This window comes from Falsihalocynthiibacter sp. CO-5D18 (assembly GCF_041205445.1).
GTDB classification, from domain to species: domain Bacteria; phylum Pseudomonadota; class Alphaproteobacteria; order Rhodobacterales; family Rhodobacteraceae; genus Falsihalocynthiibacter; species Falsihalocynthiibacter arcticus.
Window position 1 is genome coordinate 17,439 of the sequence record NZ_JBGFCF010000002.1, and the last position, 25,729, is coordinate 43,167.

A 25,729-nucleotide genomic window follows, 5' to 3' on the forward strand; every position below is an offset into this window, starting at 1 on the left:
GGGATTTGATCAATGGCACGTGAAAAAGTTCGCGCAAAGAAAAAAGAGCGCAAGAATATTGCCTCTGGTGTTGCGCATGTGAACAGCTCGTTCAACAACACAAAAATTCTGATTTCCGATGTTCAAGGCAATGCGATCGCATGGTCCTCTGCTGGAACAATGGGCTTTAAAGGCTCGCGGAAATCTACACCCTACGCAGCTCAAATGGCTGCCGAGGATGCAGGTAAAAAAGCACAAGAGCACGGCGTGAAAACGCTTGAAGTCGAAGTGCAAGGCCCGGGTGGCGGTCGCGAAAGCGCATTGCGCGCTCTGGCCGCAGTTGGGTTTAACATCACATCTATTCGTGACGTTACACCAATGGCTCACAACGGCTGTCGCCCTCCAAAGCGTCGTCGCGTGTAGTACTAAATGATCTCGGGTCTGTAATTCGTACGCCAGACCCGAGATTGTTATTTTTTACCTCGGGTGTTTCCGGCTTAGGGACATGGGCCAGAAACAAGAATGGAGGCGACAGCATGATCCATAAAAATTGGCAAGAACTGATTAAACCAACACAGTTGGAAGTGAAGCCAGGCAACGAGCCTGCGCGTCAAGCAACTGTAGTTGCAGAGCCGCTAGAACGCGGTTTTGGTTTGACATTGGGCAATGCTCTGCGTCGCGTGCTTATGAGCTCGCTACAGGGTGCTGCGATTACCAGCGTTCAAATCGACAATGTTTTGCATGAGTTTTCCTCGATTTCTGGTGTTCGCGAAGACGTAACCGATGTGGTTCTGAACCTCAAAGGCGTCGCGATACGTATGGAAGTAGACGGTCCAAAGCGTGTTTCCATCTCGGCCAAAGGCCCGATGGTTGTAACCGCTGGCGACATCTCCGAGAGCGCGGGTATCGAGGTTCTGAACAAGGATCACGTTATCTGTCACCTCGACGAAGGCGCAGACTTGTTCATGGAATTGACTGTTGAAACTGGCAAAGGCTATGTTTCCGCTGACAAGAACCGTCCTGAGGACGCACCTATCGGTCTTATTCCGATCGATTCGATCTTTTCCCCTGTGAAGCGCGTGTCTTATGACGTGCAGCCCACACGTGAAGGTCAAGTTCTCGACTATGACAAGCTCACGTTGACGCTTGAAACAGACGGTTCCATCCCTCCAGAAGACGCCGTGGCTTATGCTGCGCGTATTCTTCAGGACCAGCTTGCGACATTCGTTAACTTTGACGAGCCAGAGTCTGCAAACCGTCAAGAAGAAGACGATGGCCTCGAATTCAATCCGCTTCTTCTCAAGAAAGTGGACGAATTGGAACTTTCCGTACGTTCCGCAAATTGCCTCAAGAACGACAACATCGTTTACATTGGCGATTTGATCCAAAAAACCGAAGCAGAAATGCTCCGCACACCAAACTTCGGCCGCAAGTCTTTGAACGAGATCAAAGAAGTGTTGTCGGGCATGGGTCTGCACCTCGGTATGGACGTCGAAGATTGGCCACCGGACAATATTGAAGATCTTGCGAAGAAATTCGAAGATCAATTCTAAGAAATTTGGGGTGGGCTTAACGGTCCGCCCCAACCTCATAAATGCCCGGAATGCCGGGGAATGTCAGGGCAATTGCCCCAAGGAGAGTAGCTGACACGCATCGGCTGCCGGACAAAGTAAAACAACGCTATAGGAGATACACCATGCGTCACGCTAGAGGCTACCGCCGCTTAAACCGTACTCACGAGCACCGTAAGGCGCTCTTTGCCAACATGGCAGGCTCACTCATCGAGCACGAGCAAATCAAAACAACATTGCCTAAAGCTAAAGAGCTTAAGCGCATCATCGACAAACTGATCACTCTTGGTAAACGTGGCGATCTTCACGCCCGCCGCCAAGCAGGTGCTCGCCTTAAGCAAGACGCTTATGTTGCGAAATTGTTTGAAGTTCTCGGCCCACGCTACAAAGATCGCCAAGGTGGTTATGTGCGCGTTCTTAAGGCTGGTTTCCGTTACGGTGACATGGCGCCAATGGCGATCATCGAATTGGTTGACCGCGACGTGAATGCAAAAGGCGCAGGCGACAAAGCACGCGTTTTGGCAGAAGACGCCGCAGCAGAATAATTCAGAGACCTTCATTGATCTCAAATAGAAAGCCCCGCCAGATTTGGCGGGGCTTTTATTGTTTTGGTACATCGTTCCGTTAGGAATAGGTCTAGTTATGCGACTTTTTAGCCGCGATTCGAAGCTGAATGGAGTTCTCGATTCGCTCCAGCAAAGCTGTTAAACTGTTCTCTCCGGAGGGCGAATTTCTCAAAAAATCCAGTAAATCGCCACGTGCGCTCTCTGAAAGGGAGTTCAACTTCGTCTTTAAATCTATGTCCATTGTTTTCACGGTAACATCACTCACTACTATTTCTGTACCATACACTTTAAGGTTGACTAAGATTCTGACAACTAGTCTAAAAAGACATGTCTAATAAGATAGGTCTCGACCTCGAACTTCATAAGCTCACGTTGCTTGCGCCTGCGGGTTACTTTTTGGGGCTCCATATTCGCTTCGCCGCGCCTCTTATGTCTTTTCAGACGTATGATCACCGCTGGACGGATTATTATACCGAGCAAGGGTTCGCACTGCGCGACCCGACAATTGCTTGGGGCTTCAGCACGGATGGCGCGAGTCGTTGGAGCGAATTCGGGATTCCCGACACATTCAATATTTTGGGACTGGCAAAGGAATATGGACTCAATTTTGGGGTTACTGTATCCTGTGGTCCGATTTCCTCTCGCACAATCGCTAGCTTTGCACGTAGCGATCGCGAGTTTACAGATAGCGAAATGGAAGAAGTTTCGCGCGTAGTTCGTCGGCTTCATGACTTAACAGAGCCGCCGGAGAGCCTAACTAAGGCTCAAGTTGAAGCCCTGCGGTGTATCGCAGACGGCGATCGGCATGCGGCGGCAGCTGCAAAATTGAATATCTCAGAAAGCGCCCTTAAAGCACGCTTAATAGCGGCCCGTCAGAAACTGCTCGCTCGGACGACCGCTGAGGCCATTCAACGCGCGAAGGATTATAGGCTGCTTTAACCGGATCTGATCGTTGTTTGAACGTGGGGCTTTGTTTTTTAAACAAGCTGGGGGATCTACCATGCAAACAACTACACTTTCGTTCGAAAATATGCACAACCATGGCGAGCTATTCGCAAATCTGTTTCGCGCTAGGCGGCAGTCTTTTATTGTGCAAAAAAACTGGGACCTGCCTGAAGCCCTTGGAATGGAGTATGATCAATATGATACTCCGGCAAGTCGTTGGATTGCCATCCACGAATATGGCGAAGTATACGCAGGCATTCGCCTGACGCCCACAGTCGCGCGCTGTGGGATTTATAGTTACATGATCCGTGATGCGCAACGTGGGTTGCTCGGGACCATTCCTCAAGACCTGCTATTTGAGGAAGCCCCTGTTGATGAGAACATTTGGGAGAGCACGCGCGTGTTTGTTTCCCATACCACGCCACAGCGTATTCGTCGGCGCGTGCACGCCTATATGGTGATGGCGATGCTCAAGTCCGCCCGCGAGTTGGGTGCAACAAAGATCGTTGCTTTGACCGCAGCGAATTGGCCACGTTGGTTTGGCCGGTGTGGTTTGGATGCCGAAGCTGCTGGGCGTCCGATGTTTATTGGCGATGGTGACTATCAATGTGTGTCCATCAATCTGAGTTCTAAGCTGCACTAAACGACCGCGAAACGAAAAAGGGCCTCCCCCTCCTGAGGGGCCCTTTATCGCACCAAAACGATGCTTCCCCCTGTTCCACACAAGGCATAGGGTCACCCCATGACAGATTTGTTTGATTCCAGTGCCTCCGAGGCCAAAGTTCAGAACGCACCGCGCCCTTTGGCGGATCGTCTGCGCCCCAAGACTTTGTCAGAAGTGATCGGGCAGCAACAAGTTTTGGGTCCTGAGGCGCCCTTGGGGACGATGCTTGCGTCCAACAGTTTGGGGTCGCTCATCTTTTGGGGACCACCTGGCGTTGGTAAAACCACAATTGCGCGTCTTTTGGCGGATGAAACTGATCTCACCTTTGTGCAGATAAGCGCGATTTTTACCGGCATGCCTGACCTTCGCAAAGTTTTTGAAGCCGCTAAAATCCGTCGCCAAAACGGGCAGGGGACTCTGCTGTTTGTCGACGAGATTCATAGATTCAATAAAGCCCAGCAAGATGGCTTCCTTCCCCATATGGAGGACGGCACGATCCTTTTGGTAGGGGCCACCACAGAAAATCCCAGCTTTGAGCTCAATGCGGCGGTGTTAAGTCGCTCACAGGTTATGGTGCTCACGCGGCTTACCCTCGCAGACCTGGATCTGTTGCTTGCGCGGGCTGAAGGCGAAATAGACCGCGAGCTTCCTCTTACCCAAGACGCCCGAGATGCGCTTTTGGAAATGGCGGACGGCGATGGCCGCACTTTGCTCAATCTTGTTGAGCAGGTCTCAGCTTGGAAGGTCAAGGAGCCATTGGACGCAAAAGGGCTCGGCCAACGCTTGATGAAACGCGCGGCGGTTTATGACAAATCCGGCGATTCCCATTACAATCTGATTTCCGCACTCCATAAATCCGTGCGTGGATCAGACCCTGACGCAGCCCTCTATTGGCTCGCCCGCATGCTCAAGGGCGGCGAAGACCCCCGTTACTTGGCGCGCCGCATTACGCGCATGGCAATTGAGGATATCGGCCTCGCAGACCCCGATGCCCAAACCCATTGTTTGAACGCATGGCAAGTCTACGAGCGTTTGGGCAGTCCCGAAGGCGAATTGGCCTTGGCGCAAGCGGTGACCTATTTGGCCCTCGCCCCCAAATCAAACGCGGCCTATGCGGGGTACAAAATGGCCATGGTTGCGGCGCAAAAAACCGGTTCCGAGCCGCCCCCAAAGCATATTCTCAATGCACCAACCTCCTTGATGGAAGAGCAAGGGTATGGGGCGGGATATGCCTATGATCACGACGCCGAAGATGGATTTTCGGGCCAAAACTATTTCCCCGAAACCATGGAGCGCCCCGAGTTTTATCTACCGGTTGAGCGCGGATTCGAGCGCGAACTTAAAAAACGTCAAGATTACTTTGCTAAACTGAGATCTAAGCGCGCTAGCGGTTGACATTCCGGGCGCTAGAGGGAAAACACGGCCGATGTTTTTGACCCTATTATATGTGGCGCTCGGAGGTGCTTTAGGCGCCGTGATGCGCTTTTTGACTCAGGCTTACGCGGTGCGACTTTTGGGTATGAGTTTCCCATGGGGGACCTTAAGTGTGAATGTCGTTGGGTCGTTTGTAATGGGGCTGCTTTTTGTGCTACTTGCAGGGCGTGACTCCTCGGTTATGGCGCCGTTCTTAATGATCGGTGTCTTGGGCGGGTTCACAACGTTTTCGGCGTTTTCACTCGATACGTTACGGCTCTTTGAAGCTGGGCAACTCGGCTCGGCGGCACTCTATGTCGCTCTATCAATGGTTATGTCCCTCTCGGCGGTTGCGCTCGGGGTATGGTGTGCAAAAGGGGGCTTCGCATGAGCGGTGTTCAACATATTACGATTACGCCTGACGACAATGATCAACGACTCGATCGTTGGTTTCGCCGCCAGTTTCCACAAGTTAGCCAAGCACGGATCGAAAAGCTCTGCCGCAAAGGCGATATCCGCGTCGACAAGGGGCGGGTTAAGCCTGCGTCGCGTTTGACCACTGGGCAAATCGTCCGCGTGCCACCGCTGCCAACCGCCAGCCAGATCACAGCCAAAGCGAAACCTGCGGCTCCGATGTCGGACGAAGATGCGGATATGATCCGCGCAACGGTCCTGTATCGCGACGATTATATGATTGTAATTAACAAGCCTCCGGGATTGCCAACACAGGGCGGCACCAATCATCACCGTCACGTCGATGGTATGGCGGATGCGCTTCGTTTTGGGCTGGAAGAAAAGCCACGCCTTGTGCACCGTCTTGATAAAGACACGTCCGGTGTCTTGGTTCTTGCGCGCACACGCGCTTCGGCCGCTGCAATTACCCGCACCTTCCGTGACCGCGAATCGCGCAAAATTTACTGGGCAGCCGTCGCAGGGCAGCCAAAACCCCGTTTGGGGACCATTCGCTTTGGCCTTGTGAAAGCGGGTGCCGACTTTGAAAAAATGCACTGTATTCACCCGCGCGAAGTTGACTCTACTGAGGGCGCCAAGCGTGCAACAACCGATTACGCCGTGCTTTCTGCACTCGGTGGGCGGGTCTCTTGGGTGGCGCTTGTGCCAATCACGGGCCGCACACACCAGTTGCGCGCGCATATGGCCGAACTTGGGCATCCGATTATCGGCGACGGTAAATATGGCGGCTCGGGTCAGGAAAACCTTGGCGACGGTTGGGGCGCACAATTAGGTGGGGAGATCTCGAAAAAGCTTCACCTGCACGCGCGCAGCCTAACCATGACACACCCTTCCACAGGAGCCCGTATGACGTTTACGGCGCCGATGCCCAAACACATGTTGCATACGTGGGATACTCTTGCGTGGGACGTGCGCGATGTGCCGCTTGACCCCTTCGACGAGGAACAATGAGTACCGAGCTAAAGCTCATAATCTTTGATGTCGATGGAACGCTTGTCGACAGTCAGGACCATATTCTCGCAGCGATGACAGCCGCTTGCGCCTCGGTGGAGGTCGCACCTCCAAGTCGGGAGGCGGTTTTGTCGATTGTTGGGCTCTCCCTCCCTGAGGCTGTTTTGCGCCTAATGCCTGACAGCGCGTTAAGCCAACGTGAGAAAATGGTGGATGCCTATAAAGGGGCCTTCAACGCGCAACGCGAAGAACTGGGCGCGCAATCTGGGTCACCCTTTTACGACGGGGCGCTCGACGTCCTGCGCGCGCTTCAGGCGGTGGACCATCATATCCTTGGTATTGCCACGGGCAAAAGTCGTCGTGGTTTGGACAGCCTTTTGCGCGGGCACAGCTTGGATAAGGTATTCCTCACCCAGCAGGTCGCCGACGACCACCCCTCCAAACCACACCCTTCCATGATCTTTCAGGCGCTTTCGGAATCCGGTGTTGATGCCGCGAATGCGGTGATGATTGGCGACACGAGTTTTGACATGGCGATGGCAAAATCTGCGGGGGTAGGGCGCATTGGGGTCGATTGGGGTTATCATTCACAAGTTGACCTAACGGAAGCTGGCGCGGAAGTGATCTTGCAGGGATTTGACGAATTGATTCCCTATTTGGACCAAATCTGGAGTGGGAAATGACGAGTTGGGCGACGAAAAAGTTTTGGAAAAATGCCGAAGTGGCCGCCACCGAAGGGGGCTTTGAAGTCCTGTTGGATGGGCGCAAATTGCGCACGCCCTCCAAGGCCGCATTGGTTATCCCAACCCTTGAGATTGCCCAAAAAGTTGCTCATGAATGGCAGTCGCAGGACACGAAAATTGATCCGGTCACCATGCCGGTTACCCGCATGGCCAACTCTGCGATCGACAAGGTCGCCCATCAATTCGACGCGGTTGCCGATATGCTTGCGTCCTATGGGGAAACCGATTTGTTGTGTTACCGCGCGGCCTTCCCGATTGAACTTGTTGAGAAGCAACATGCGGTTTGGACACCCTTTTTACTTTGGGCTGAAACGACTTTCGACGCGCCGCTCGTCCTTGGCGAAGGCATCATGCATGTCGCCCAACCCGCGGCAAGTATCGCGAAATTGCGGGCGCCTGTGTTTGCTTTGAACACATTTGAACTGGTCGCTTTCCATGATCTTGTGGCGATAAGTGGTTCCCTTGTTCTTGGGCTTGCGGCGCTCCACGCCTTTAAATCCCCCGAAGACATTTGGCAGGCCTCCCGTCTGGATGAAAATTGGCAGGAAAGCCAATGGGGGCAAGACGACGAAGCCACCGAATTGGCCGCGAAAAAGCGGCAAGCGTTTTTTGAGGCATTTGAATTCTATCAAGGCCTGCAAGTCGCACTTTGATCCTGTGAATTACGAATAACGAACGGGAAGCTCCCCACCTTTGCGGGGGGTCCCCAAGGGAACGGACCACTGGCGTATCGTTGCCCCCTTGACGGCTGCAACAGAAATTGTCCATTCTACGCGTAATGCGGACAGCATTGCTGTCTTCATGTCTACTGCCGATGTTACTCCATTGGCCAAACCACCCAAAAAAGGGTGGACAATCAGGAAGAGGTTAAAATGAATAAATCCGTATTTTTTGGTGCACTGACCGTGGCAAGCCTTGCTGCAGGTGTTGCCGCAGCAAGTACGTTGGATGACGTAAAAGCGCGCGGCAAACTAAACTGTGGCGTTACCACCGGCGTTCCGGGTTTTGGTGCTCCAGATGCGAACGGCGAATGGGCCGGCTTTGATGTTGCTGTTTGTCGCGCCGTTGCTGCGGCAGTTTTGGGAGATGGCAGTGCTGTAGAATTTATCCCGACAACCGGTAAGACACGTTTTACCGCGTTGGCTTCCGGCGAGATCGACATGTTGGCCCGTAACACAACATGGACATTCAGCCGCGATGTGGACCTAAAGTTCGATTTCGCAGGTGTGAACTACTACGATGGTCAAGGCTTCATGATTCCAACAGCGCTGGGTGTTAGCTCCGCTAAAGAACTTGATGGCGCAACGGTTTGTATTCAAACTGGGACGACAACTGAGTTGAACTTGGCCGACTACTTCCGCGCCAACAATCTCTCATATGAGCCTGTGCCAATCGAAACAAACGCTGAAGGTCAACAACAGTACCTTGCGGGCGCTTGTGACGTTTACACAACGGACGCTTCCGCGTTGGCAGCGACCCGTGCAACCTTCGAAGCACCAAGCGAGCACATCGTCCTTCCTGAAATCATCTCCAAAGAGCCACTCGGTCCTCTTGTTCGCCACGGCGACAACGAATGGGCAGACATCGTTCGTTGGTCTTTGAATGCTTTGATCGCCGCTGAAGAACTCGGTGTGACTTCTGCAAACATCGAAGAGATGGAAGCAAGCACAACGAACCCAGAAATCGCACGCCTTTTGGGCAAAGAGGGTAACCTCGGCGAAATGCTTGGTCTTGACGCTGGTTGGGCCAAAGCGGCCATTATGGCTGGTGGCAACTACGGCGAAATCTTCGAGCAAAACATTGGTCAAAGCACACCAATCGGAATCGCTCGCGGCTTGAACGCACAGTGGACAAATGGTGGTCTGCTTTATTCCCCACCCTTCCGCTAGGGCTTACTAATAAAAGGGCGCGGTTCATTCCGCGCCCTTTTGACTATCTATAAGAACAATAACTAAACAACAGTCTTAGGTTGTATGAGCGCAAATAATGCGCCGGAATGCCTAGCGACGACGGGGATATTTTCATGACAACAATAACCGACCCTCCTAAGGAGTCGTTTCGGCTATCTATGCTGATTTACGATACCCGATACAGGTCAATGACCATTCAAGTTGTTGCACTTCTCGGGTTCATGGCAGTGTTTGCTTGGCTCATCGGTAATACAGCGCAAAACCTTTCGGATCTCGGAAAAGAACCGTCGTTTACTTATTTGAACGACTCCGCAGGGTATGACATCAACCAACGGTTAATTGACTATACCTCTCGTGACAGCCATTGGCGCGCGGCGGGCGTGGGTCTTCTTAATACGCTGCTGATTGCGTTCCTCGGCTGTATTACAGCGACGATTATCGGTGTTTTTGTCGGCATCCTGCGCCTCTCAAACAATTGGATCGTTTCCAAAATCATGACGGTCTATGTCGAGACCTTCCGCAACGTCCCCGTCCTGCTGTGGATCGTGTTTACGATGGCGATTATGATCGAGACATTGCCTCAGCCCAATGATTTCAGAGGCGACAACGCGACCGCGTCTATGATTTTGAACGACACCGTCGCCATAACGAACCGAGGCATTTACGTTCCCGAACCCCTGTTCAGCAGGAGTTTGGGCGACATCAGCGTTTTCGGGTTCTTGAATATTAGTTTGAACCTCGTTCTCATTGCCGCTGTTCTGATCGCTGGCATCGTTGTCTCAAAGAAAATCAAAGAGCGCGCAAATCGCATTCAAGAAGCGACGGGCATTCGACCGACCACATGGTATCTGCGTTTGGGAGCGGTGCTGCTTCCCGTAACGATCGCGCTTGTTGCTCTTGGGTTTCATCTTGGCTATCCGGCGCTGAAGGGCTTCAACTTCCAAGGCGGGACTCATCTACGCAACTCCCTGCTCGCGCTCTGGATTGCCCTCTCGCTCTATACCGCCGCCTTTATCGCCGAGATCGTTCGCTCGGGCATTATGTCTGTCTCAAAAGGGCAAAGTGAGGCCGCTGAGGCCCTTGGCATGAGTTCGAGACGCACCATGAGTCTGGTGATTTTGCCACAGGCGATGCGGGTGATTATCCCGCCAATGATCTCTAACTACTTGAATCTCACCAAGAACTCCTCACTCGCGATTGCGGTTGGGTACATGGATATTACCGCCACACTCGGCGGGATCACCATGAACCAAACGGGGCGCGAGCTTGAGTCCATCCTGCTTTTGATGCTGATCTATCTCACGATTTCCCTCAGCATTTCGGCCGTGATGAATTGGTATAATAACTCAGTTAAATTGGTGGAGCGGTAATATGCCAGAAGTTAGTTTTGTCCGCACAGAAATGCTCTCGCAGCAAGTCCCGCCTTCAACCATGGTTGGCCCAATCGGTTGGTTGCGTCAAAATCTGTTCAACGGCATTTGGAATTCGATCATATCGGTCCTGTTTCTCCTCGCCGTTGTATGGACGGTCCTCAACCTTCTTGGTTGGGGGGTTTCTCCAACATGGAACGCCAAGTCACTAACCGAATGCCGCGAGATCATCGGCGCGGGCGGGCATGGTGCCTGTTGGGGTGTGATCAACGATCGTTGGTTGCAGCTTCTTTATGGCTTCTATCCCCTAGACGTTGGTCTTCTGTCGTCCTTAAGCGGCGTTGATCCTGAGCTTATCAGTTCCGACCCACGTGCACATGTTGCGACCCCGATTGTGATGATCCTTGGCTACTGGCGTTTGAATTTGGCCTTGGTGCTGATGTTCGTTGGTCTGCTTCCGGTTCTTTCGGAAAAAGCACCGCGCAAGTTATTGATCGTGACGATGCTCTTCCCGTTTGTGGACGTGTTCCTCATGTGGGGTGGCTCGATTTGGGGGCCGACTATGGCCTTTGCGGGCTTCGTGATCGGGTATTTGGTTTTCCACTATGTGCGCCCTCATACCGGCAGTTTGGTCGGGATCATATTGACCGCCGTGGTGCCAATCCTTTGGTGGCTATTTGCGGCTGGCCCCGTTGCGGGTGTCCTCGCAAATCTAACGCCTGGTTTGGCTCTGGAAGCCGTTTCCAGCCGACAGTTTGGGGGCTTCGTTCTGTCGATCTCCATTGGGATCGTCGCGATCCTCGGGTCATTGCCGATTGGGGTACTCCTTGCTCTCGGTCGCCAGTCTGACTTGCTGATCGTGAAATCGATCTGCATCGGTTTCATCGAGTTTATTCGCGGTGTGCCTCTGATTACCCTCCTGTTTGTGGCCAACAACCTGCTCAATATCTTCATGCCTCCGGGTACGAACTTTGATGTGATCCTGCGGGTTATGATCATGGTAACGCTCTTTGCGTCGGCCTATATGGCCGAGGTTGTGCGCGGCGGGCTCGCTGCTTTGCCAAAAGGGCAGTACGAGGCGGCGGATGCTCTGGGACTTGATTATTGGAAGGCGCAGCGGCTGATCATTATGCCGCAAGCGCTCAAGATTTCCATTCCGGGCATCGTGAGTACCTTTATCGGCGTGTTCAAAGACACGACGTTGGTTTCGATCATTAGCCTCATGGATCCCGTTGGCCTGTCCAGTGCGATCCGCGCAAACCAAGAATGGAACGGTATTGTGTGGGAGCTTTATGCCTTCATCGCGCTGCTTTTCTTCGTCGTTTGCTTTTCTATGTCCCGTTATTCCATGTTCTTGGAGCGCAAGCTCAAGACTGGCCATTAATAAGGAGTTCACGATATGTCTGAACTTGCTACACAACGCCAAATTGATCGTTCCAAAATGCAGGTCTCTGAAGAGGTTGCGGTCCAAATCAACAATATGAACAAGTGGTACGGGAGCTTCCACGTGCTGCGCGACATCAACCTGACGGTCAATCAGGGCGAGCGTATCGTTATTGCGGGGCCATCCGGCTCGGGGAAATCGACGCTCATCCGCTGTATCAACCGTCTTGAGGAGCACCAAAAGGGCGACATTATTGTCGATGGAACCGAGCTCACGTCCGATCTCAAAAACATCGACAAAATCCGTTCCGAAGTGGGAATGTGTTTTCAGCACTTCAACCTTTTTCCGCATCTGACGATTTTGGAGAACTGTACCTTGGCTCCGATCTGGGTGCGCAAAACACCCAAAAAAGAAGCCGAGGAAATTGCGATGCACTTCCTTGAGAAGGTTAAAATCCCCGAGCAAGCCAACAAATACCCCGGCATGCTTTCGGGTGGGCAGCAACAGCGCGTGGCGATTGCCCGTTCGCTTTGTATGAAACCCCGCATCATGCTCTTTGACGAGCCAACCTCAGCTCTTGACCCAGAGATGATCAAAGAGGTTCTCGACACCATGATTGAACTGGCCGAAGAGGGCATGACCATGCTGTGCGTGACCCATGAGATGGGTTTTGCCCGTCAGGTTGCGAACCGTGTGATCTTTATGGACGACGGTCAGATCGTGGAGCAAAACGAGCCTGAGGAGTTCTTCAACAATCCAAAATCCGAGCGCACGAAATTGTTCCTCTCCCAGATTTTGGGGCACTAAGGATCCATTTCGGCGTCTTGGAAAACTTTAATAACTTTAAAAACCGGCTCTTTCTGAGGGCCGGTTTTTTAAATAACTCTACAATTCACGCGGAATTACGAAACCAAGTGGTTTACCTTTATGGGGTGCGATTTCCCCATCAAATTCCAGTACCGTCGTCGCGCCCGTGGGATAGTCATAGAACTTCGGATGGCGCGGCTCCTCCTCCACTAGGGTGGCCGCAAGCGCCGCAATCCCGGGATTATGCGCCAGCAGGAGAACCGTGCTTGTAGGGGCTGGCTTATGGGCTGCAAGGACCGCAAGTATGGCAGCGGGTTCCGCCAGATAGAGCGCGCGGGTAAACACCAGAACAAGGTTTTGCGACAGGTATGGCGCCAACCCGTCGAAGGTTTCGCGGGTCCGTTGGGAATCTGAAACCAGTGCCAAATCAGGTAAAAACCCTTTGTTCTCAAGCCAGAACCCGATCTTCGATGCAGAGGCACGGCCGCGCGGATTGAGGGGACGCGCATGATCGCTCGTCATTCCGTCCCAATCAGACTTCATATGCCGCATCAAAATAAGTTTCATTACCGTCCCTTTCGAAACGGCATCATAAGTGCATGAATGAAACCCTTGGGTTTCGCGTATTCCCCCAAAAGACCAATGCGCATACCCGTATGACCATCCTTAGGCTGCGCAATATACGTTCCAAACAAACGGTCCCATAACGACAGCGAAAACCCGTAATTGCTGTCGGTTTCCTCGCGATAAACCGAATGATGAACACGGTGCATATCCGGCGTCACCAAAACTCGCCGTACAACGCGATCCAACGGAATCGGTAGACGAAGGTTTGCATGATTAAACATCGCGGTGCCATTTAGCAAAACCTCGAATAAAATCACGGCAACCGCCGATGGTCCAAACACATAGACCAGACCAATTTTAAATCCTGCTGAAAGGGCGATTTCCACAGGGTGAAATCGAATGGCCGTTGTGACATCCATTTCAGGGTCAGCATGGTGAACTTGATGAAAACGCCATAAAAACGGTACCTTATGGGTGATCAAATGCTGCAACCAGATAAAAAAGTCCAAGATAATGATGGCCAAAAGGACTTCGATCCACGACGGCAAAGTTGTGTGGTTGAACAGGCCAATGCCACGATGTGAAGCCTCAAGCGCGGCACCAACGGCCAACAGCGGCACGGCAATTGCCATGATCCTGAGGGTTATTGAATCCAGAATAATCATGGCCCAATTGATCGGCCAACGCCCCATGCGTGTACTGGGGCGGCGAGGAAGCATGGCCTCTGCGAGTGCCAGTACAACGAAGAGACCGAGGAAGACGCCTAGCCTAAGGAAAGTTTCATTTTGCATATTTCATGGTGCTCCGAAATTCGGCGCGGTTCAACGAAAACATTACCCTTGCCGGATAATTGTACCCGCGCCATGTTCGGTGAACAACTCAAGCAAACAGGCGTTTGGAGCGCGCCCATCCAGAATAACAGCCGCACGGACACCCGCCTGCAACGCTGCAAGCGCAGTTTCAGTTTTCGGAATCATCCCGCCCGCAATAATGCCAAGTTCAGTCAACTCATGAACATGGGCGGCCGTTAGCTCTGTCACAACCTCGCCCGATGCGTCTTTTACACCCGCGACATCGGTAAGGAGAAGGAGCCTATCGGCTTTCAACGCGCCAGCGATTGCCCCCGCCGCCGTGTCGCCGTTCACATTGTAAGTCTCGCCAGTACGGCCCATACCAAGCGGCGCAATCACGGGAATCATATCCGCCTCAAACAAGGTTTTAAGGACGGCTGGGTTCATTTCGACAGGCGTACCGACGAATCCAAGTTTCGCATCCGTCTGCTCACAAATCATCAAGTTGGCGTCTTTGCCTGAAAGTCCGACAGCGCGGCCCCCTTGCGCATTGATCGCCTGAACGATTCGCTTGTTTACCCGACCAGAAAGCACCATTTCGACAACTTCAACTGTCGCCGCATCCGTTACACGTTTGCCGCCGACGAACTCGGATTGAATGTCGAGTTTGCTAAGCATTTCGTTGATCATCGGACCGCCACCGTGCACGACGACAGGGTTCACGCCAACTTGCTGCATCAAAACGACGTCGCGCGCAAAGCTGTCCATCGCCTCGTCGCTGCCCATTGCATGTCCACCGAACTTGATGACAACCGTCGCGCCATCATACCGCTGTAAAAAAGGCAGGGCTTGAGAAAGTGTACGGGCGGTAGCAATCCAGTCTTTGTTCATCGCATCTTGTTTCTTCATGAGCTCATCCTAAGGTTCACCCCTATTGGTAGTGGGTGAACGCGGGTTATCCAAGGTTGGAAAATGGGCAATGTTTAGATGAGCGTTGCAATGATAGACCGCAACTCAGAGATTCCATGACCTTTTTCCGAACTCGTTAGGACAATCTCGGGGAAGGCCGCGGGATGTTTGGCTAGTGCGCCACGAACTTGCTCAATAACTTTGTCCAGATCCGCCTTGCTGGGTTTATCAATTTTGGTCAAAACACATTGAAACGTGACAGCAGAGCGATCAAGAAGAGACATGATTTCTTCGTCGACAACCTTGACGCCATGTCGCGCGTCAACCAGCACAAAAGCGCGGCGCAGATTGGCGCGACCTGAAAGATATGCCTTAAGAAGGCGCTGCCATTTTGCGACGATGGCGACGGGTGCGTTGGCGTAGCCATATCCGGGTAAATCGACGAGATAATGGCTGTCTGCCGCGGTGAAAAAGTTAATTTCCTGTGTCCGGCCGGGGGTGTTTGACGCACGTGCAAGGGCCTTTCGACCCGTTACAGCGTTGATAAGGCTAGACTTCCCGACGTTGGAACGGCCCGCGAAACAAACTTCCAGAAGGTCACCGGGAGGCATACCTTCCATCTCGACAACGCCTTTTAGGAACTCGGTCTCGCCCGCAAAAAGCATGCGCCCTTTTTCGGCGGATTCAGCATCAGGGGTTTCTACGATTGAAAACGTTTGTGTCATATTGCGATCTCCACATTGTCGCCGATGGTAACAGTGCCGCCGGTGGACACTTGGGCAAAAACGCCGAAATCCCGGTGATCCCAGTTTTCGTGCAAAGCCCCGAGCGTATCGACATCGCGCAGGCCCGTCTCTGGATCTACCTCAGTTGCCCGACATCGCGTAATGTGTTGCGTAACGTCAAACTCAACTGAACCGGAAGATACCTTTTGACCGATCCATTCGCGCTCCGCCCAAGCGGGCAATCCATCGATCCAAAAATTCCCGCGAAAGCGCCGCGGGTCCAATGTTGTTCCTAACTTATCAGACAGCGCGCGCAAAGAGGCAAGATTTAGAATCGAAACCCATGGTTTGGATTGATCCGTCATACCCTGAGCTGTGGCCCGCAAAAGGCCTGTTGGCGAGGGGCGTTCAGGTGGAAGCAAAGGGGTAACCCATTCCAAAAATGCGACAGGGTTATTGTCGGGTCGGAACTGAATATTTTCGCGGTCAGGATGCGAAAGCGTGATCTCTTCGGAATTGCTATCAAACTGGGCATCAATGGCCATAAGGCTTGGATAGCCAGCACCACGCGTAAAGTTTCGGCACGACACCCATTTTCCGCCATCCGTCTTGGCTGCGCTATGCGGTACAGCCCAAACACGATCCCACGGCAGAGTCTTTCCTGCCAAGAGATCAACACACTTTAGATGTTCGGCCCCATGCGCCTTGATTGGATGACGCCAAATTTGAGCGACAAAGGGGGCCGAATGGTTCACTTCGCGTCCGACTTCTTGCGTTTCAATCCGGAGATGATGTTGCCAAAAACATCCGGTTTAACACCTTGGCTGCGCATGATGAGATACTGTTGCGTAAAGGTGATCATGTTGTTTGCAATCCAGTAGATAACAAGTCCGGCTGCAAAATTCCCTAGCATAAACATGAAGACCCACGGCATCCATGCCATGACCATTGCTTGTGTTGGCTCGGTGGGGGCTGGATTGAGCTTCTGTTGAAGCCACATTGAGATGCCAAGAATAATTGGCAAGATTCCGAGGGAAATAATCGCAAAAATACTTCCAGCTTCGGGCGTCGCGTAGGGCAAAAGACCAAACAAGTTCAGGATTGAACTGGGATCGGGCTCAGAAAGATCGTTGACCCAACCAAACCAAGGCGCGTGGCGTAGGAGGATGGTTACAAAAATCACCTTGTAGAGCGAAAAGAAAATTGGAATTTGCAGCAAGATTGGCAAACAGCCTGAGGCGGGATTCGCCTTCTCTTTCTTATAAAGAGCCATCATTTCTTGCTGGAGTTTTTGTTTATCATCTCCCGCGTTCTTTTTGATTATTTCCATTTCTGGCTGAAGTTTTTTCATCTTGGCCATGGAAACGTAAGACTTGTAGGCAAGCGGGAAGAGCATTGCCTTGATGATCAAAGTCAAAACGATGATCGACCAGCCCATGTTACCGATAAATCCGTAAATTGTGTAAAGGAGCCAGAACATTGGTTTGGTGATCATAGAGAACACGCCCCAATCGATTGAATCGATGAAGCGCTCGACGGCTTCGTCGCGTTCGTAATGCTTGATCAGCGACCATTCTTTTGCGCCCGCAAAGAGGCGGCTATCGTTCAGGATAGTGCCACCGGGGGAAACTTCCATAACTGGAAAGCGCGCCTCGGCCGTATAAACGTCTTGGCTCTCAATGTATTTTGCAACAGATGTGAAGGGTTGGCCCTGTTCAGGAATGAGCGTTGTCATCCATTCCTTACCTGTGAAGCCAATCCAGCCACTTTCCACGACTTCTTGCTTGTCTACTCGCGCTCTCTCTTGCTCCGAATAGTCCATGTCAGGCATTTTTTTGTATTTGTTTTTTGTCAGATGGCCGTCCGACATGCGAATGGCGCCTTCATGTAGGATGAAAAAGCCAATTTGATCAGGCGTGCCGTGCTGGGCGATCATGCCGTAAGGATAGAGGCGCTGGGATGTTGTTGTATTATTGGTGACGGATTGTTCGATGGAGAAGAGGAAGTCTTTGTCGATTGAAACTTTTTGCTTAAACAAAAGCCCCTGACCATTGTCCCAAGCGAGCGTAATCGGCGTTTCTGGAGTGAGGATCTTTCCTTCGGACAGTGACCAAATTGTACCGCGATTAGGCACGAGTTTTGGATCCATTCCGCCAGCGGGCCCCCAGCCATAGAGTGCGTAATACGCATGCTCTTCACCTTCGGGGCGAAGGACTTGAACAAGGTCTGAATCGGGGTCAAGATCAACGGTGTAGTCTTTTAGGGAAAGACTATCGATCCGCCCACCGCGTGTGGAAATTGAGCCAACGACACGGTCTGTTTCAATTGGAATCCTTTGTTCTTCAACCGACTGGTCTATGGTCTCGGCTACAACTTCTGTCGCCGGAACAAGTGAAGTTGCCGGCGGCATTAAGTCCCCATCATTGGCAGTGATTGCTCCGGCCTCAGGGTCTACAAGCGGTGTTGACTGAGGCGCTATGAACGACCAGCCAATAAGCACAAGGAGGCTTAAAGCGATTGCAAGGATTAGGTTCTTATTCTGATCGTCCATTGGACCCGCCATTTTCCGGAAAAAACACAGTCAGGTTCAACCCGTCTGAGCGGAAAAGGTCAAGGGGAAACCCCTGTTATTTGTGAGGATCGGGTATGTTTACCCTTGTTTGCGGCCAATGGCAGGCGTTTGGGTTAGTTTTCCCGCATGCTTTTCCATCCAAAGCACTGTTTCAGAAAGGGGCATCGGACGGCCGATACCAAAGCCCTGAACATGTCCGCAACCAAGTTGCGAAAGTGTCGCATGTTCTCCGACACTTTCTACGCCTTCAGCGAGGGTCTCGATTTCGAGTCTCTCGGCCATTGTAAGAATGGCGGAGACCATTCGGTTTTGTTCAGGGTCGACATCGACTTTCGTTACAAAAGATCTGTCTATTTTTATGCGGTTGATTGCAAAACGGCGAATATTTGCAATGGAAGCGTGACCGGTGCCGAAATCGTCGAGGTCAATGCCGCATCCAAGTTTTGAGAGGCCGCTTATGTTGCGGGTAATTGTATCATCGTCCGAACCAGCGACGACAGATTCTAGGATTTCAACAGACAGGCGATCAGCGGTCATGTCAAAACGATCCAACTCCCAGCGTATTTTTTCTACAAGTTTGGGGTTCCGGAGCTCTTCGGATGAGAAGTTTACGCCAACACTTGGAATGTGAATACCCGTTTGGTCCCAGCTGCGAAGGGCAGACAGGGCGTGAAACAGAATTATTTCACTAAGGCGTTCGGACAATCCAGCTTGTTGAATTGCGGGAAGAAATTCTGCAGGGGAGACAATACCTCTGGTTGGGTGGCTCCAGCGTGCAAGAGCTTCAAATCCAGAAATTTCTCCCGTGTCAGTCGATACCTGTGGTTGGAACCATGGTTGAATTTGACCCGCTTCTAAAGCAGCCCCAACTTCGCCAATAAGCGCGGACTGGTCCTCGGCCTTTTTCTTCATTTCGGGTGAAAAAGCTCGTAGCCCGCCCGGGCCGTGTCGCCTTGCTTCGAAGAGTGCGCACTCCGCGGCTTCAAGCATTGCGGACCCCGAACGGATAGACGTCCGCGTCGAAAGACAGAAACCAATTGATGCGGTGAGATACACATTCGTCGCGTCGAGACTAAAGGGCTCGGCGATGGTGGATTGAATTCTAGACCCCATTTGTATGAGATTCTCTAAATCAGCGCGACGTATTGGGGCCACGGCAATCGAGAAACTACCACCATCAAGGCGCGCCATTACGTCATTGCTGCGTAATGCGCCCAATATACGCTCGCTTGCGCGGACCAAAATGTCTTCCGCCGCCTTGCGTCCGAATCGATCTGTGAAGTCCCGAAAATCGTCCAGTTCCACTTGTAAACAGGCTGTCGAAAGACCGCTCTTGGGCTGGCTTTCCAAAGATGTGTCAAGCGCTCCCTCAACGGCGTCGCGTAAATGTAAGCCGGTTAACCCGTCACGCGCTTCGGGAGGGGGGATACGCGCGGTGGCTCCTCCTACGAGGCCCAAGGCAGCAGGGAGCAAGAGCGCGACGACAAGCAGCGCGGACTCTCCTCCGAGCCAAAACGCCCCCAAAGTGATCGCTGGAAGGAAGGCTAGGATGTGCGGGCCGTTGATTGCACCACGAAATGACTTCACGTTTTCGTAGATCATTTGCCGAGACAACATAACAGTTTCCTTTTGAAACCCAGTATTGGGTGTGCACCGCGTTTGTGGTGCGTTCATTTGGAAACTAGCGGGTCACCTTTAGCGGACGGTTAACGTAAAATGGGGACTGAATTGCTTTTATCTACAATTGAATCTTTAGGCTCGACACTTCTACGCTCAAGACCCGCAAAATCGAAGAGGTTTGGATCCAACAAATGGGTTGGGCGCGCATTTGTTAAGGCCTTGAACATAACTTGACGCCGCCCAGGAGAATTTTTCTCCCAACCATCTAAAATTTGCTTCACTTGTTGACGCTGTAGCCCGTCTTGGCTTCCGCAAAGGTCGCAGGGAATGATTGGATAGGCCATCTTTTGTGCAAACTTCTCGCAATCCGCTTCGGAGACATGCGCAAGGGGGCGATAGACAAACAAATCCCCCTCTTCATTGACCAATTTTGGCGGCATTGTTGCCAAGCGCCCCCCGTGGAAAAGGTTCATGAAAAAGGTTTCTAGGATGTCGTCGCGATGGTGCCCAAGTACAACGGCGGAGCAACCTTCTTCGCGGGCAACTCGGTACAGATTGCCGCGCCTTAAACGCGAACAAAGGGCGCAGAATGTCCGTCCGGCCGGCACTTTATCCATAACAATTGAGTAGGTGTCTTGATATTCGATTCGATGCTCAACCCCCATCTTTTTCAGGAACTCTGGGAGCACTGTCGCGGGAAATCCGGGTTGGCCTTGGTCAAGGTTGCAAGCCAATAGGTCGACTGGCAGTAGGCCGCGCCACTTGAGTTCATGCAAAACCGCGAGCAGCGTGTAGCTGTCTTTGCCACCAGACAAACAGACAAGCCACCGTGCATCGCGTTCGATCATGCCGTATTGCTCGATCGCCTCGCGCGTCTGGCGCACAATACGTTTGCGTAGTTTCTTGAAACTAGCCGACTTGGGCGCACCGTAAAACAGAGGATGAATTTCGTCGTGCTCATCAAGCATTATCTGATTCTCTTTTTGATTTGGCCTTCGGCTCAGGAACGGGATCGTATCCGTCACTCCCAAAGGGATGGCAGCGGCCAATCCGTTTCGCCGCCAAATAGCTTCCCTTGAGGGCTCCATGTTTTTCCAAGGCTTCCAGCGCATAGGCAGAACACGTGGGTTGGTAGCGACAGTTAAAACCTACCCAAGGTGAAAAAACGGCACGGTAGGCGCGCACGGGGAGGGAGAGGATAAAGGCTATGGGGGTCATGACAGACCTGCCGAGGAATTAGGCTTTGGCGCGTGGAGTTTGCGAAGAGCAAATGCCAGATCCTCTTGCAGCGCTGCGAACGTGCGGGTTGTGGTCGCCCCTTGACGACCGATCAGGACATAGTCCCAACCTGGCAGACCACCGGACGTCAAGCCTGAGCGCGCTACTTCACGCAGCCGACGCTTAGCACGGTTGCGCAGCACGGCATTGCCGACTTTTTTTGAACAGGTATACCCAATTCTAATGTCTTCAGAGTTCACGGCGGCATCACTCTCGTCACGCTTGCGCGCTTGGAGAATAAACCCAGCCGTTGCCTGACGCTTCGCGCGGGCGGCTTTTAAGAAGTCGGGTCGGTTTTTTAGAGTGAGCAACATAGTGACCTCAATCCGAGTCGTCGCAAAAGGAGGACTGACCCACAGATAAGCTGTTTTCACTGGATCGAAAAGGGGGAGGCAATAGACAAACGAAAACCGCCGGGAACCCAAGGTTCCGGCGGTAACGAACTAAAAGGCCCAATGACGAGCCCAAGCCAAAGCCTAAACGCTTATGCGCTCAAGGATTTCCGGCCCTTCGCACGACGTGCGTTCAGAATATTGCGGCCCGCTTTTGTTGCCATACGCGACCGGAAGCCGTGGCGGTGTTTGCGAACTAGGTTCGATGGTTGAAAGGTGCGTTTCATCGCCCGTCTCCGTTATGTTGCCTGCGAATCCTTGGCGCCCCGAAGAGCGGAATCGAAGAGAAATGTATCTCGAAGCCCGTTCTTTAGGGGTGTGCAACAAAGAAGTCAATTCTTGAGGGGAGGGTTTTTGCAACAAGGCGGTCGATTTTGCCGACGAATGTTACAAAGAGGCGCCCATAAGTTACAAACGGTACCCATCCCATCACTCAACATCAAGCAGACGTGATACCCCTATCGCTCAAACCCGATTGGCCACATGTTATGCGTCACAGGCGATTATAAAGGCGAAACGATGGTAGACAACTCTGTTCCGGTGACGCACCGATTTTTGCGTTTGATTCCCTTAGTGGTGATCTTGATTGTGGCCGTTTTGGGGGCCTTTCTATTGAGGGAGCAGTTGAGCTTTGAGGCGCTGCGCGCGAATCATGAAGCTTTGGTTGTTTTTCGCGATAACAATTTTATCCTAACGATGCTGGGGTTTATCACTATCTACACACTCATCGTCACATTCTCCCTTCCCGGAGCGGGTATGTCTTCGATCACGGGTGGGTTTCTGTTTTCGCTATTCCCTGGTGTTCTTTTGAATATGACTGCTGCGACTATTGGCGCCACGCTCATTTTTCTCGCGGCGCGGTGGGGGATTGGCGCAACCTTGGCCGAGAAAATGGAGAACAGCTCAGGTGCGGTAAAAAAAATCAAAGATGGAATCGACGAAAATCAATGGTCTGTGCTCTTCGCGGTGCGCCTTGTACCGATTTTGCCGTTTTTCCTCGTTAACTTGGTGCTGTCTTCGGTGGGGGTCCCACTCTACCGTTTCATCATCTCAACCTTCCTTGGCATTATTCCTGGGGCATTGGTTTACACGTCGATCGGGGCAGGGGTCGGCGAAGTTCTAGCGCAGGGTGGCACGCCAGATTTTGGTGTCATCTTTGAGGCGCATATCTTGCTGCCCATTCTGGGACTTGCGGCTCTTGCGCTCCTTCCAATTGCATTGAAAATTTTCAAAAAGGACCTCATTGAATGAAACGTTTAGAAACAGATATTTGCGTTATCGGCGGTGGGTCAGGGGGTCTTTCCGTTGCGTCTGGGGCTGTGCAGATGGGCGCGCGGGTTGTCCTTGTCGAAGGGCATAAAATGGGGGGGGACTGTCTGAATTACGGATGCGTACCCTCCAAGGCGTTGATTGCAGCAGGGAAGGCGGCTCATGCACAAACATCGGGCGCGCGCTTTGGTGTGACGCCCGTCCAACCACAAATAAATTATGCGGCGGCTAAGGATTTTGTTCACTCAGTTATCTCCACAATTGAACCAAACGATTCTGTGGAGCGCTTTGAGGGCTTGGGAGTGACGGTACTTTCGGAATTCGGAGAATTCATTTCGCCGACGGAACTGCAGGTGGGTGACACCATTATCAAAGCACGTCGTTTTGTAATTGCGACAGGCTCCTCCCCCTTAGTGCCGCCGATTCCGGGCCTTGATACTGTGCCGTACTTAACAAACGAAAGCCTTTTTGATTTGCGCGATCAACCTGAGCATTTACTGGTGATTGGTGGCGGTCCAATCGGTCTTGAGATGGCTCAAGCACATGCGCGATTGGGATCTAAAGTAACCGTCATCGAAGGGGCTAACGCGCTGGGTAAGGATGACCCCGAGTTGGCGGAAATCGCCCTGAAGAACCTGCGGGCCGAGGGGATTATAATTGAAGAAAACGCACTCGTGTCGGAAGTGAGCGGAAAGGCCGGCGCGCTTGAAGTAACGGCAAAAGACGGGCGCGTGTTTAAGGGCAGCCACCTGCTAATGGCGGTTGGTCGCAAGGTGAATATTGAGCGTTTGAACCTTGAGAAGGCTGGTGTTGAAACCACGCGATCGGGGGTGACGGTCGACGCGCAACTAAAAAGCAGCAACCGAAAAATCTATGCCATTGGCGATGTTTCTGGCGGCCTTCAGTTTACCCATGTTGCCGGATATCACGCAGGAGTCGTGATCAAATCGGCCCTCTTTGGCCTGCCCTCGAAAGCAAAAAACAACCACCTCCCTTGGGCGACCTATATTGATCCTGAATTGGCGCAAGTGGGGCTGTCCGAAGCGCAAGCGCGGGAAAAATATGGCGATCGTGTCACCGTAATTCGATTCCCCTATAGCGAAAATGATCGCGCCATAACTGAAGCGAAAACTGAGGGGCTGGTTAAAGTAATGGTTGTGAAATCGAGACCTGTTGGGGCCTCGATCGTTGGCGCGCAGGCGGGCGTGTTGATCGGCACATGGGCGATGGCGATTGCAAATAACCTCAAAATGGGTGCGATTGCGGCCACAGTTCTCCCCTATCCGACATTGGGGGAGGTTAACAAACGTGTGGCGGGTGCCTATTTTAGCCCTATGATCTTTGAAAGCTCAAAGGTGAAACGCGTTGTGCGGCTAATTCAGCGATTTATACCCTAGGGTAAACGGGAAAAAGAATGAGAAAAAACAGCGTTCTTAACTCGCTTTCGGGGCGATTTCTGATTTTGACGGCTCTTTTTGTGATGCTGGCAGAAGTCATGATCTTTGTGCCGTCTGTCGCGCGCTTCCGAGAAGATTTTCTTTTACTTAAGTTGGAGAAGGCACAAATTGCGTCATTGGCATTGTTGGCTGATGACATGATTGATCCTGAACTAGAAAGCGAACTTCTTGCGAATGCTGGAGTTTTTAACGTGGTTTTACGGCGGGACGAGGTGCGCCAACTTATGTTGTCCTCCCCAATTCCCGCGCCGATTTACGAAACCTATGATCTTAGGGATGCATCGCCAGTAACTCTAATCCGTGACGCAATGGTACGTCTTTGGGATAGCGAAAATCGGGTGATACGTGTGATGGGTGAACCCGTGCGCGGCGCGGGTTTGTTGATCGAATTGACAACCGATACACAAGATTTGCGCGCAGCAATGCTGGCCTATGGCGTTAACATCCTGCTACTTTCCGCTGTAATCTCAGTATTCACCGCAATTCTTTTGTTTGTCGCGGTTCGGGGATTTCTTGTGGTGCCAATCAAACGTGTGGTGCGCCACATGCAGGCCTATGCCGCAGCGCCTGAAGACCCGCGGCACATTATCCAACCCAACGCAGGCGTGACCGAATTGCGTGAAGCCGAAGAGGCTCTGATGTCGATGCAAAACCAGCTTACGGGGGCCTTGAAACAAAAAGAGCGTCTTGCCCAGCTTGGAAGTGCTGTGGCCAAGATTAGCCACGATTTACGCAATATTTTAACCACGGCCCAACTGTTTGCTGACCGTATGGAGGATTCCGACGATCCTGCAGTTAAACGAGCGGCTCCCAAATTGCTGAACTCGATTCGGCGTGCCGTGAACCTTTGTGAAACAACACTTGCCTTCGGGAAGGCCGAAGAAGCGCCTCCGGGTTTGCGGGATGTGAACTTATTTCAACTCGCAACTGACGTTGTCGAAAACGAGCGGTTGGCTTCGGGGGATACGTTGGTTTCCATTTCTGCGGACATGCCAGAAACCCTTGTTGTCAGAGCAGATCCGGAACAGTTGTATCGTGTGCTGTCGAACCTAACAAGGAACGGCCGACAGGCCATCGCCGGAACAGGCCTGGCGGGGAACGTCACCATCTCGGCTACCCAGAACGAAGAAAATTGGCTTATTGAGGTTCGTGACACTGGGCCAGGACTGCCACCCAAAGCGCGTGAACATTTATTTACGGCCTTTCAAGGAGGGATTCGCAAGGGTGGGACTGGGCTTGGGCTTGTGATCTCGGCTGAACTTATCCGCGGCCATGGTGGTCGGCTTGAATTGGCGCAAAGTGATTCTTCGGGTACATGCTTTTTAATTTGTCTTCCCAAGGTCGGAGGTGCAGCGGATGCCTTATTCGGATGAGG

The 25,729-nt window shown here is 52.3% G+C and carries 28 protein-coding genes; 17 read left to right on the plus strand and 11 right to left on the minus strand.

The window, feature by feature from the left end:
* Positions 1-12: 12 nt before the first annotated feature.
* The 14 genes from rpsK to AB9F27_RS02680 all read left to right on the plus strand — a co-directional run bounded on the left by rpsK (position 13) and on the right by AB9F27_RS02680 (position 12,774).
* Entirely contained in the window at positions 13-402 is a 390-nt protein-coding gene (rpsK, locus tag AB9F27_RS02615; RefSeq protein WP_039004060.1) for a 30S ribosomal protein S11, read from the plus strand.
* A gap of 113 nt (positions 403-515) precedes the next feature.
* Positions 516-1,532 carry a DNA-directed RNA polymerase subunit alpha gene (locus AB9F27_RS02620; RefSeq protein WP_039004059.1) on the plus strand — a complete coding sequence of 339 codons (1,017 nt, stop codon included), beginning with the start codon at positions 516-518 and terminating at the stop codon, positions 1,530-1,532.
* A gap of 143 nt (positions 1,533-1,675) precedes the next feature.
* Positions 1,676-2,095, plus strand: a complete 420-nt coding sequence (gene rplQ, locus AB9F27_RS02625; RefSeq protein WP_039004058.1) for a 50S ribosomal protein L17 — start codon at positions 1,676-1,678, stop codon at positions 2,093-2,095.
* Positions 2,096-2,443: 348 nt separating this feature from the next.
* Positions 2,444-3,055, plus strand: a complete 612-nt coding sequence (locus AB9F27_RS02630) for an autoinducer binding domain-containing protein (protein WP_335586586.1) — start codon at positions 2,444-2,446, stop codon at positions 3,053-3,055.
* A gap of 61 nt (positions 3,056-3,116) precedes the next feature.
* Positions 3,117-3,704, plus strand: a complete 588-nt coding sequence (locus tag AB9F27_RS02635) for an acyl-homoserine-lactone synthase (protein WP_335586585.1) — start codon at positions 3,117-3,119, stop codon at positions 3,702-3,704.
* Positions 3,705-3,803: 99 nt separating this feature from the next.
* Positions 3,804-5,120, plus strand: coding sequence for a replication-associated recombination protein A (locus AB9F27_RS02640; protein ID WP_369756379.1), 1,317 nt, complete (start codon positions 3,804-3,806; stop codon positions 5,118-5,120).
* A gap of 31 nt (positions 5,121-5,151) precedes the next feature.
* Positions 5,152-5,529, plus strand: a complete 378-nt coding sequence (gene crcB, locus AB9F27_RS02645) for a fluoride efflux transporter CrcB (protein ID WP_039004054.1) — start codon at positions 5,152-5,154, stop codon at positions 5,527-5,529.
* The gene (locus AB9F27_RS02650; RefSeq protein WP_335585997.1) at positions 5,526-6,560 is read left to right on the plus strand and encodes an RluA family pseudouridine synthase; all 1,035 of its coding nucleotides are present in this window, start codon (positions 5,526-5,528) and stop codon (positions 6,558-6,560) included. Before crcB ends, AB9F27_RS02650 begins: the two co-directional genes overlap by 4 nt.
* A complete protein-coding gene (locus tag AB9F27_RS02655) occupies positions 6,557-7,243 on the plus strand; it encodes an HAD-IA family hydrolase (protein ID WP_335585998.1) in 687 nt (228 codons plus the stop codon). The genes AB9F27_RS02650 and AB9F27_RS02655 overlap by 4 nt, the downstream gene beginning before the upstream one ends.
* A complete protein-coding gene (locus AB9F27_RS02660; protein WP_335585999.1) occupies positions 7,240-7,956 on the plus strand; it encodes an ATP12 family protein in 717 nt (238 codons plus the stop codon). Before AB9F27_RS02655 ends, AB9F27_RS02660 begins: the two co-directional genes overlap by 4 nt.
* A gap of 219 nt (positions 7,957-8,175) precedes the next feature.
* Entirely contained in the window at positions 8,176-9,192 is a 1,017-nt protein-coding gene (locus AB9F27_RS02665; protein ID WP_335586000.1) for an amino acid ABC transporter substrate-binding protein, read from the plus strand.
* A gap of 134 nt (positions 9,193-9,326) precedes the next feature.
* Positions 9,327-10,583 (plus strand): ABC transporter permease subunit, encoded by a 1,257-nt coding sequence (locus AB9F27_RS02670; RefSeq protein WP_335586001.1) that lies wholly within the window; start codon positions 9,327-9,329, stop codon positions 10,581-10,583.
* A gap of 1 nt (position 10,584) precedes the next feature.
* Positions 10,585-11,967, plus strand: a complete 1,383-nt coding sequence (locus AB9F27_RS02675; protein WP_335586002.1) for an amino acid ABC transporter permease — start codon at positions 10,585-10,587, stop codon at positions 11,965-11,967.
* A gap of 15 nt (positions 11,968-11,982) precedes the next feature.
* Entirely contained in the window at positions 11,983-12,774 is a 792-nt protein-coding gene (locus AB9F27_RS02680) for an amino acid ABC transporter ATP-binding protein (RefSeq protein WP_039004048.1), read from the plus strand.
* A 78-nt stretch (positions 12,775-12,852) separates the two neighbouring features.
* Here the strand turns inward: AB9F27_RS02680 and AB9F27_RS02685 are convergent, their stop codons facing one another.
* The 11 genes from AB9F27_RS02685 to rpmH form a co-directional block, all read right to left on the minus strand.
* Positions 12,853-13,341, minus strand: coding sequence for a histidine phosphatase family protein (locus AB9F27_RS02685; protein ID WP_335586003.1), 489 nt, complete (start codon positions 13,339-13,341; stop codon positions 12,853-12,855).
* Complete coding sequence (locus tag AB9F27_RS02690; protein ID WP_335586004.1) at positions 13,341-14,132, minus strand: sterol desaturase family protein; 792 nt, start codon at positions 14,130-14,132, stop codon at positions 13,341-13,343. Before AB9F27_RS02690 ends, AB9F27_RS02685 begins: the two co-directional genes overlap by 1 nt.
* Before the next feature lie 42 nt (positions 14,133-14,174).
* Complete coding sequence (gene argB / locus AB9F27_RS02695) at positions 14,175-15,041, minus strand: acetylglutamate kinase (RefSeq protein WP_039004045.1); 867 nt, start codon at positions 15,039-15,041, stop codon at positions 14,175-14,177.
* 74 nt (positions 15,042-15,115) lie between these two features.
* A complete protein-coding gene (gene yihA, locus AB9F27_RS02700) occupies positions 15,116-15,766 on the minus strand; it encodes a ribosome biogenesis GTP-binding protein YihA/YsxC (RefSeq protein ID WP_335586005.1) in 651 nt (216 codons plus the stop codon).
* Complete coding sequence (locus AB9F27_RS02705; RefSeq protein ID WP_335586006.1) at positions 15,763-16,521, minus strand: MOSC domain-containing protein; 759 nt, start codon at positions 16,519-16,521, stop codon at positions 15,763-15,765. Before AB9F27_RS02705 ends, yihA begins: the two co-directional genes overlap by 4 nt.
* Positions 16,518-18,317: a membrane protein insertase YidC gene (gene yidC, locus AB9F27_RS02710; protein WP_335586007.1), complete on the minus strand. Its 1,800-nt coding sequence runs from the start codon at positions 18,315-18,317 to the stop codon at positions 16,518-16,520. The genes AB9F27_RS02705 and yidC overlap by 4 nt, the downstream gene beginning before the upstream one ends.
* A gap of 99 nt (positions 18,318-18,416) precedes the next feature.
* Entirely contained in the window at positions 18,417-19,955 is a 1,539-nt protein-coding gene (locus tag AB9F27_RS02715; protein WP_052275083.1) for a bifunctional diguanylate cyclase/phosphodiesterase, read from the minus strand.
* Between the two features lie 89 nt (positions 19,956-20,044).
* Positions 20,045-20,926, minus strand: coding sequence for a tRNA 2-thiocytidine(32) synthetase TtcA (ttcA, locus tag AB9F27_RS02720; RefSeq protein ID WP_039004042.1), 882 nt, complete (start codon positions 20,924-20,926; stop codon positions 20,045-20,047).
* Positions 20,919-21,176 carry a membrane protein insertion efficiency factor YidD gene (gene yidD / locus AB9F27_RS02725; protein ID WP_039004041.1) on the minus strand — a complete coding sequence of 86 codons (258 nt, stop codon included), beginning with the start codon at positions 21,174-21,176 and terminating at the stop codon, positions 20,919-20,921. The genes ttcA and yidD overlap by 8 nt, the downstream gene beginning before the upstream one ends.
* Entirely contained in the window at positions 21,173-21,550 is a 378-nt protein-coding gene (gene rnpA, locus AB9F27_RS02730; protein ID WP_039004039.1) for a ribonuclease P protein component, read from the minus strand. Before rnpA ends, yidD begins: the two co-directional genes overlap by 4 nt.
* A gap of 170 nt (positions 21,551-21,720) precedes the next feature.
* Positions 21,721-21,855, minus strand: a complete 135-nt coding sequence (gene rpmH, locus AB9F27_RS02735; protein ID WP_039004038.1) for a 50S ribosomal protein L34 — start codon at positions 21,853-21,855, stop codon at positions 21,721-21,723.
* 292 nt (positions 21,856-22,147) lie between these two features.
* On the opposite strand from rpmH, the gene AB9F27_RS02740 reads away from it, so the two are divergent.
* The 3 genes from AB9F27_RS02740 to AB9F27_RS02750 are packed head-to-tail and all read left to right on the plus strand — an operon-like array spanning position 22,148 to position 25,727.
* Positions 22,148-22,879, plus strand: coding sequence for a VTT domain-containing protein (locus AB9F27_RS02740; RefSeq protein ID WP_335586008.1), 732 nt, complete (start codon positions 22,148-22,150; stop codon positions 22,877-22,879).
* The gene (locus AB9F27_RS02745) at positions 22,876-24,294 is read left to right on the plus strand and encodes an FAD-dependent oxidoreductase (RefSeq protein WP_335586009.1); all 1,419 of its coding nucleotides are present in this window, start codon (positions 22,876-22,878) and stop codon (positions 24,292-24,294) included. The genes AB9F27_RS02740 and AB9F27_RS02745 overlap by 4 nt, the downstream gene beginning before the upstream one ends.
* 17 nt (positions 24,295-24,311) lie before the next feature.
* Positions 24,312-25,727, plus strand: coding sequence for a HAMP domain-containing sensor histidine kinase (locus AB9F27_RS02750; RefSeq protein ID WP_335586010.1), 1,416 nt, complete (start codon positions 24,312-24,314; stop codon positions 25,725-25,727).
* The last annotated feature ends 2 nt before the right edge of the window (positions 25,728-25,729 follow it).

Bases quoted from the DNA above. Each gene is read 5' to 3' on its own strand.
- rpsK (WP_039004060.1), top strand. From the start codon at position 13: ATGGCACGTGAAAAAGTTCGCGCAAAGAAAAAAGAGCGCAAGAATATT.
- AB9F27_RS02620 (WP_039004059.1), top strand. From the start codon at position 516: ATGATCCATAAAAATTGGCAAGAACTGATTAAACCAACACAGTTGGAA.
- rplQ (WP_039004058.1), top strand. From the start codon at position 1,676: ATGCGTCACGCTAGAGGCTACCGCCGCTTAAACCGTACTCACGAGCAC.
- AB9F27_RS02630 (WP_335586586.1), top strand. From the start codon at position 2,444: ATGTCTAATAAGATAGGTCTCGACCTCGAACTTCATAAGCTCACGTTG.
- AB9F27_RS02635 (WP_335586585.1), top strand. From the start codon at position 3,117: ATGCAAACAACTACACTTTCGTTCGAAAATATGCACAACCATGGCGAG.
- AB9F27_RS02640 (WP_369756379.1), top strand. From the start codon at position 3,804: ATGACAGATTTGTTTGATTCCAGTGCCTCCGAGGCCAAAGTTCAGAAC.
- crcB (WP_039004054.1), top strand. From the start codon at position 5,152: ATGTTTTTGACCCTATTATATGTGGCGCTCGGAGGTGCTTTAGGCGCC.
- AB9F27_RS02650 (WP_335585997.1), top strand. From the start codon at position 5,526: ATGAGCGGTGTTCAACATATTACGATTACGCCTGACGACAATGATCAA.
- AB9F27_RS02655 (WP_335585998.1), top strand. From the start codon at position 6,557: ATGAGTACCGAGCTAAAGCTCATAATCTTTGATGTCGATGGAACGCTT.
- AB9F27_RS02660 (WP_335585999.1), top strand. From the start codon at position 7,240: ATGACGAGTTGGGCGACGAAAAAGTTTTGGAAAAATGCCGAAGTGGCC.
- AB9F27_RS02665 (WP_335586000.1), top strand. From the start codon at position 8,176: ATGAATAAATCCGTATTTTTTGGTGCACTGACCGTGGCAAGCCTTGCT.
- AB9F27_RS02670 (WP_335586001.1), top strand. From the start codon at position 9,327: ATGACAACAATAACCGACCCTCCTAAGGAGTCGTTTCGGCTATCTATG.
- AB9F27_RS02675 (WP_335586002.1), top strand. From the start codon at position 10,585: ATGCCAGAAGTTAGTTTTGTCCGCACAGAAATGCTCTCGCAGCAAGTC.
- AB9F27_RS02680 (WP_039004048.1), top strand. From the start codon at position 11,983: ATGTCTGAACTTGCTACACAACGCCAAATTGATCGTTCCAAAATGCAG.
- AB9F27_RS02685 (WP_335586003.1), bottom strand. From the start codon at position 13,341: ATGAAACTTATTTTGATGCGGCATATGAAGTCTGATTGGGACGGAATG.
- AB9F27_RS02690 (WP_335586004.1), bottom strand. From the start codon at position 14,132: ATGCAAAATGAAACTTTCCTTAGGCTAGGCGTCTTCCTCGGTCTCTTC.
- argB (WP_039004045.1), bottom strand. From the start codon at position 15,041: ATGAAGAAACAAGATGCGATGAACAAAGACTGGATTGCTACCGCCCGT.
- yihA (WP_335586005.1), bottom strand. From the start codon at position 15,766: ATGACACAAACGTTTTCAATCGTAGAAACCCCTGATGCTGAATCCGCC.
- yidC (WP_335586007.1), bottom strand. From the start codon at position 18,317: ATGGACGATCAGAATAAGAACCTAATCCTTGCAATCGCTTTAAGCCTC.
- AB9F27_RS02715 (WP_052275083.1), bottom strand. From the start codon at position 19,955: ATGTTGTCTCGGCAAATGATCTACGAAAACGTGAAGTCATTTCGTGGT.
- ttcA (WP_039004042.1), bottom strand. From the start codon at position 20,926: ATGCTTGATGAGCACGACGAAATTCATCCTCTGTTTTACGGTGCGCCC.
- yidD (WP_039004041.1), bottom strand. From the start codon at position 21,176: ATGACCCCCATAGCCTTTATCCTCTCCCTCCCCGTGCGCGCCTACCGT.
- rnpA (WP_039004039.1), bottom strand. From the start codon at position 21,550: ATGTTGCTCACTCTAAAAAACCGACCCGACTTCTTAAAAGCCGCCCGC.
- rpmH (WP_039004038.1), bottom strand. From the start codon at position 21,855: ATGAAACGCACCTTTCAACCATCGAACCTAGTTCGCAAACACCGCCAC.
- AB9F27_RS02740 (WP_335586008.1), top strand. From the start codon at position 22,148: ATGGTAGACAACTCTGTTCCGGTGACGCACCGATTTTTGCGTTTGATT.
- AB9F27_RS02745 (WP_335586009.1), top strand. From the start codon at position 22,876: ATGAAACGTTTAGAAACAGATATTTGCGTTATCGGCGGTGGGTCAGGG.
- AB9F27_RS02750 (WP_335586010.1), top strand. From the start codon at position 24,312: ATGAGAAAAAACAGCGTTCTTAACTCGCTTTCGGGGCGATTTCTGATT.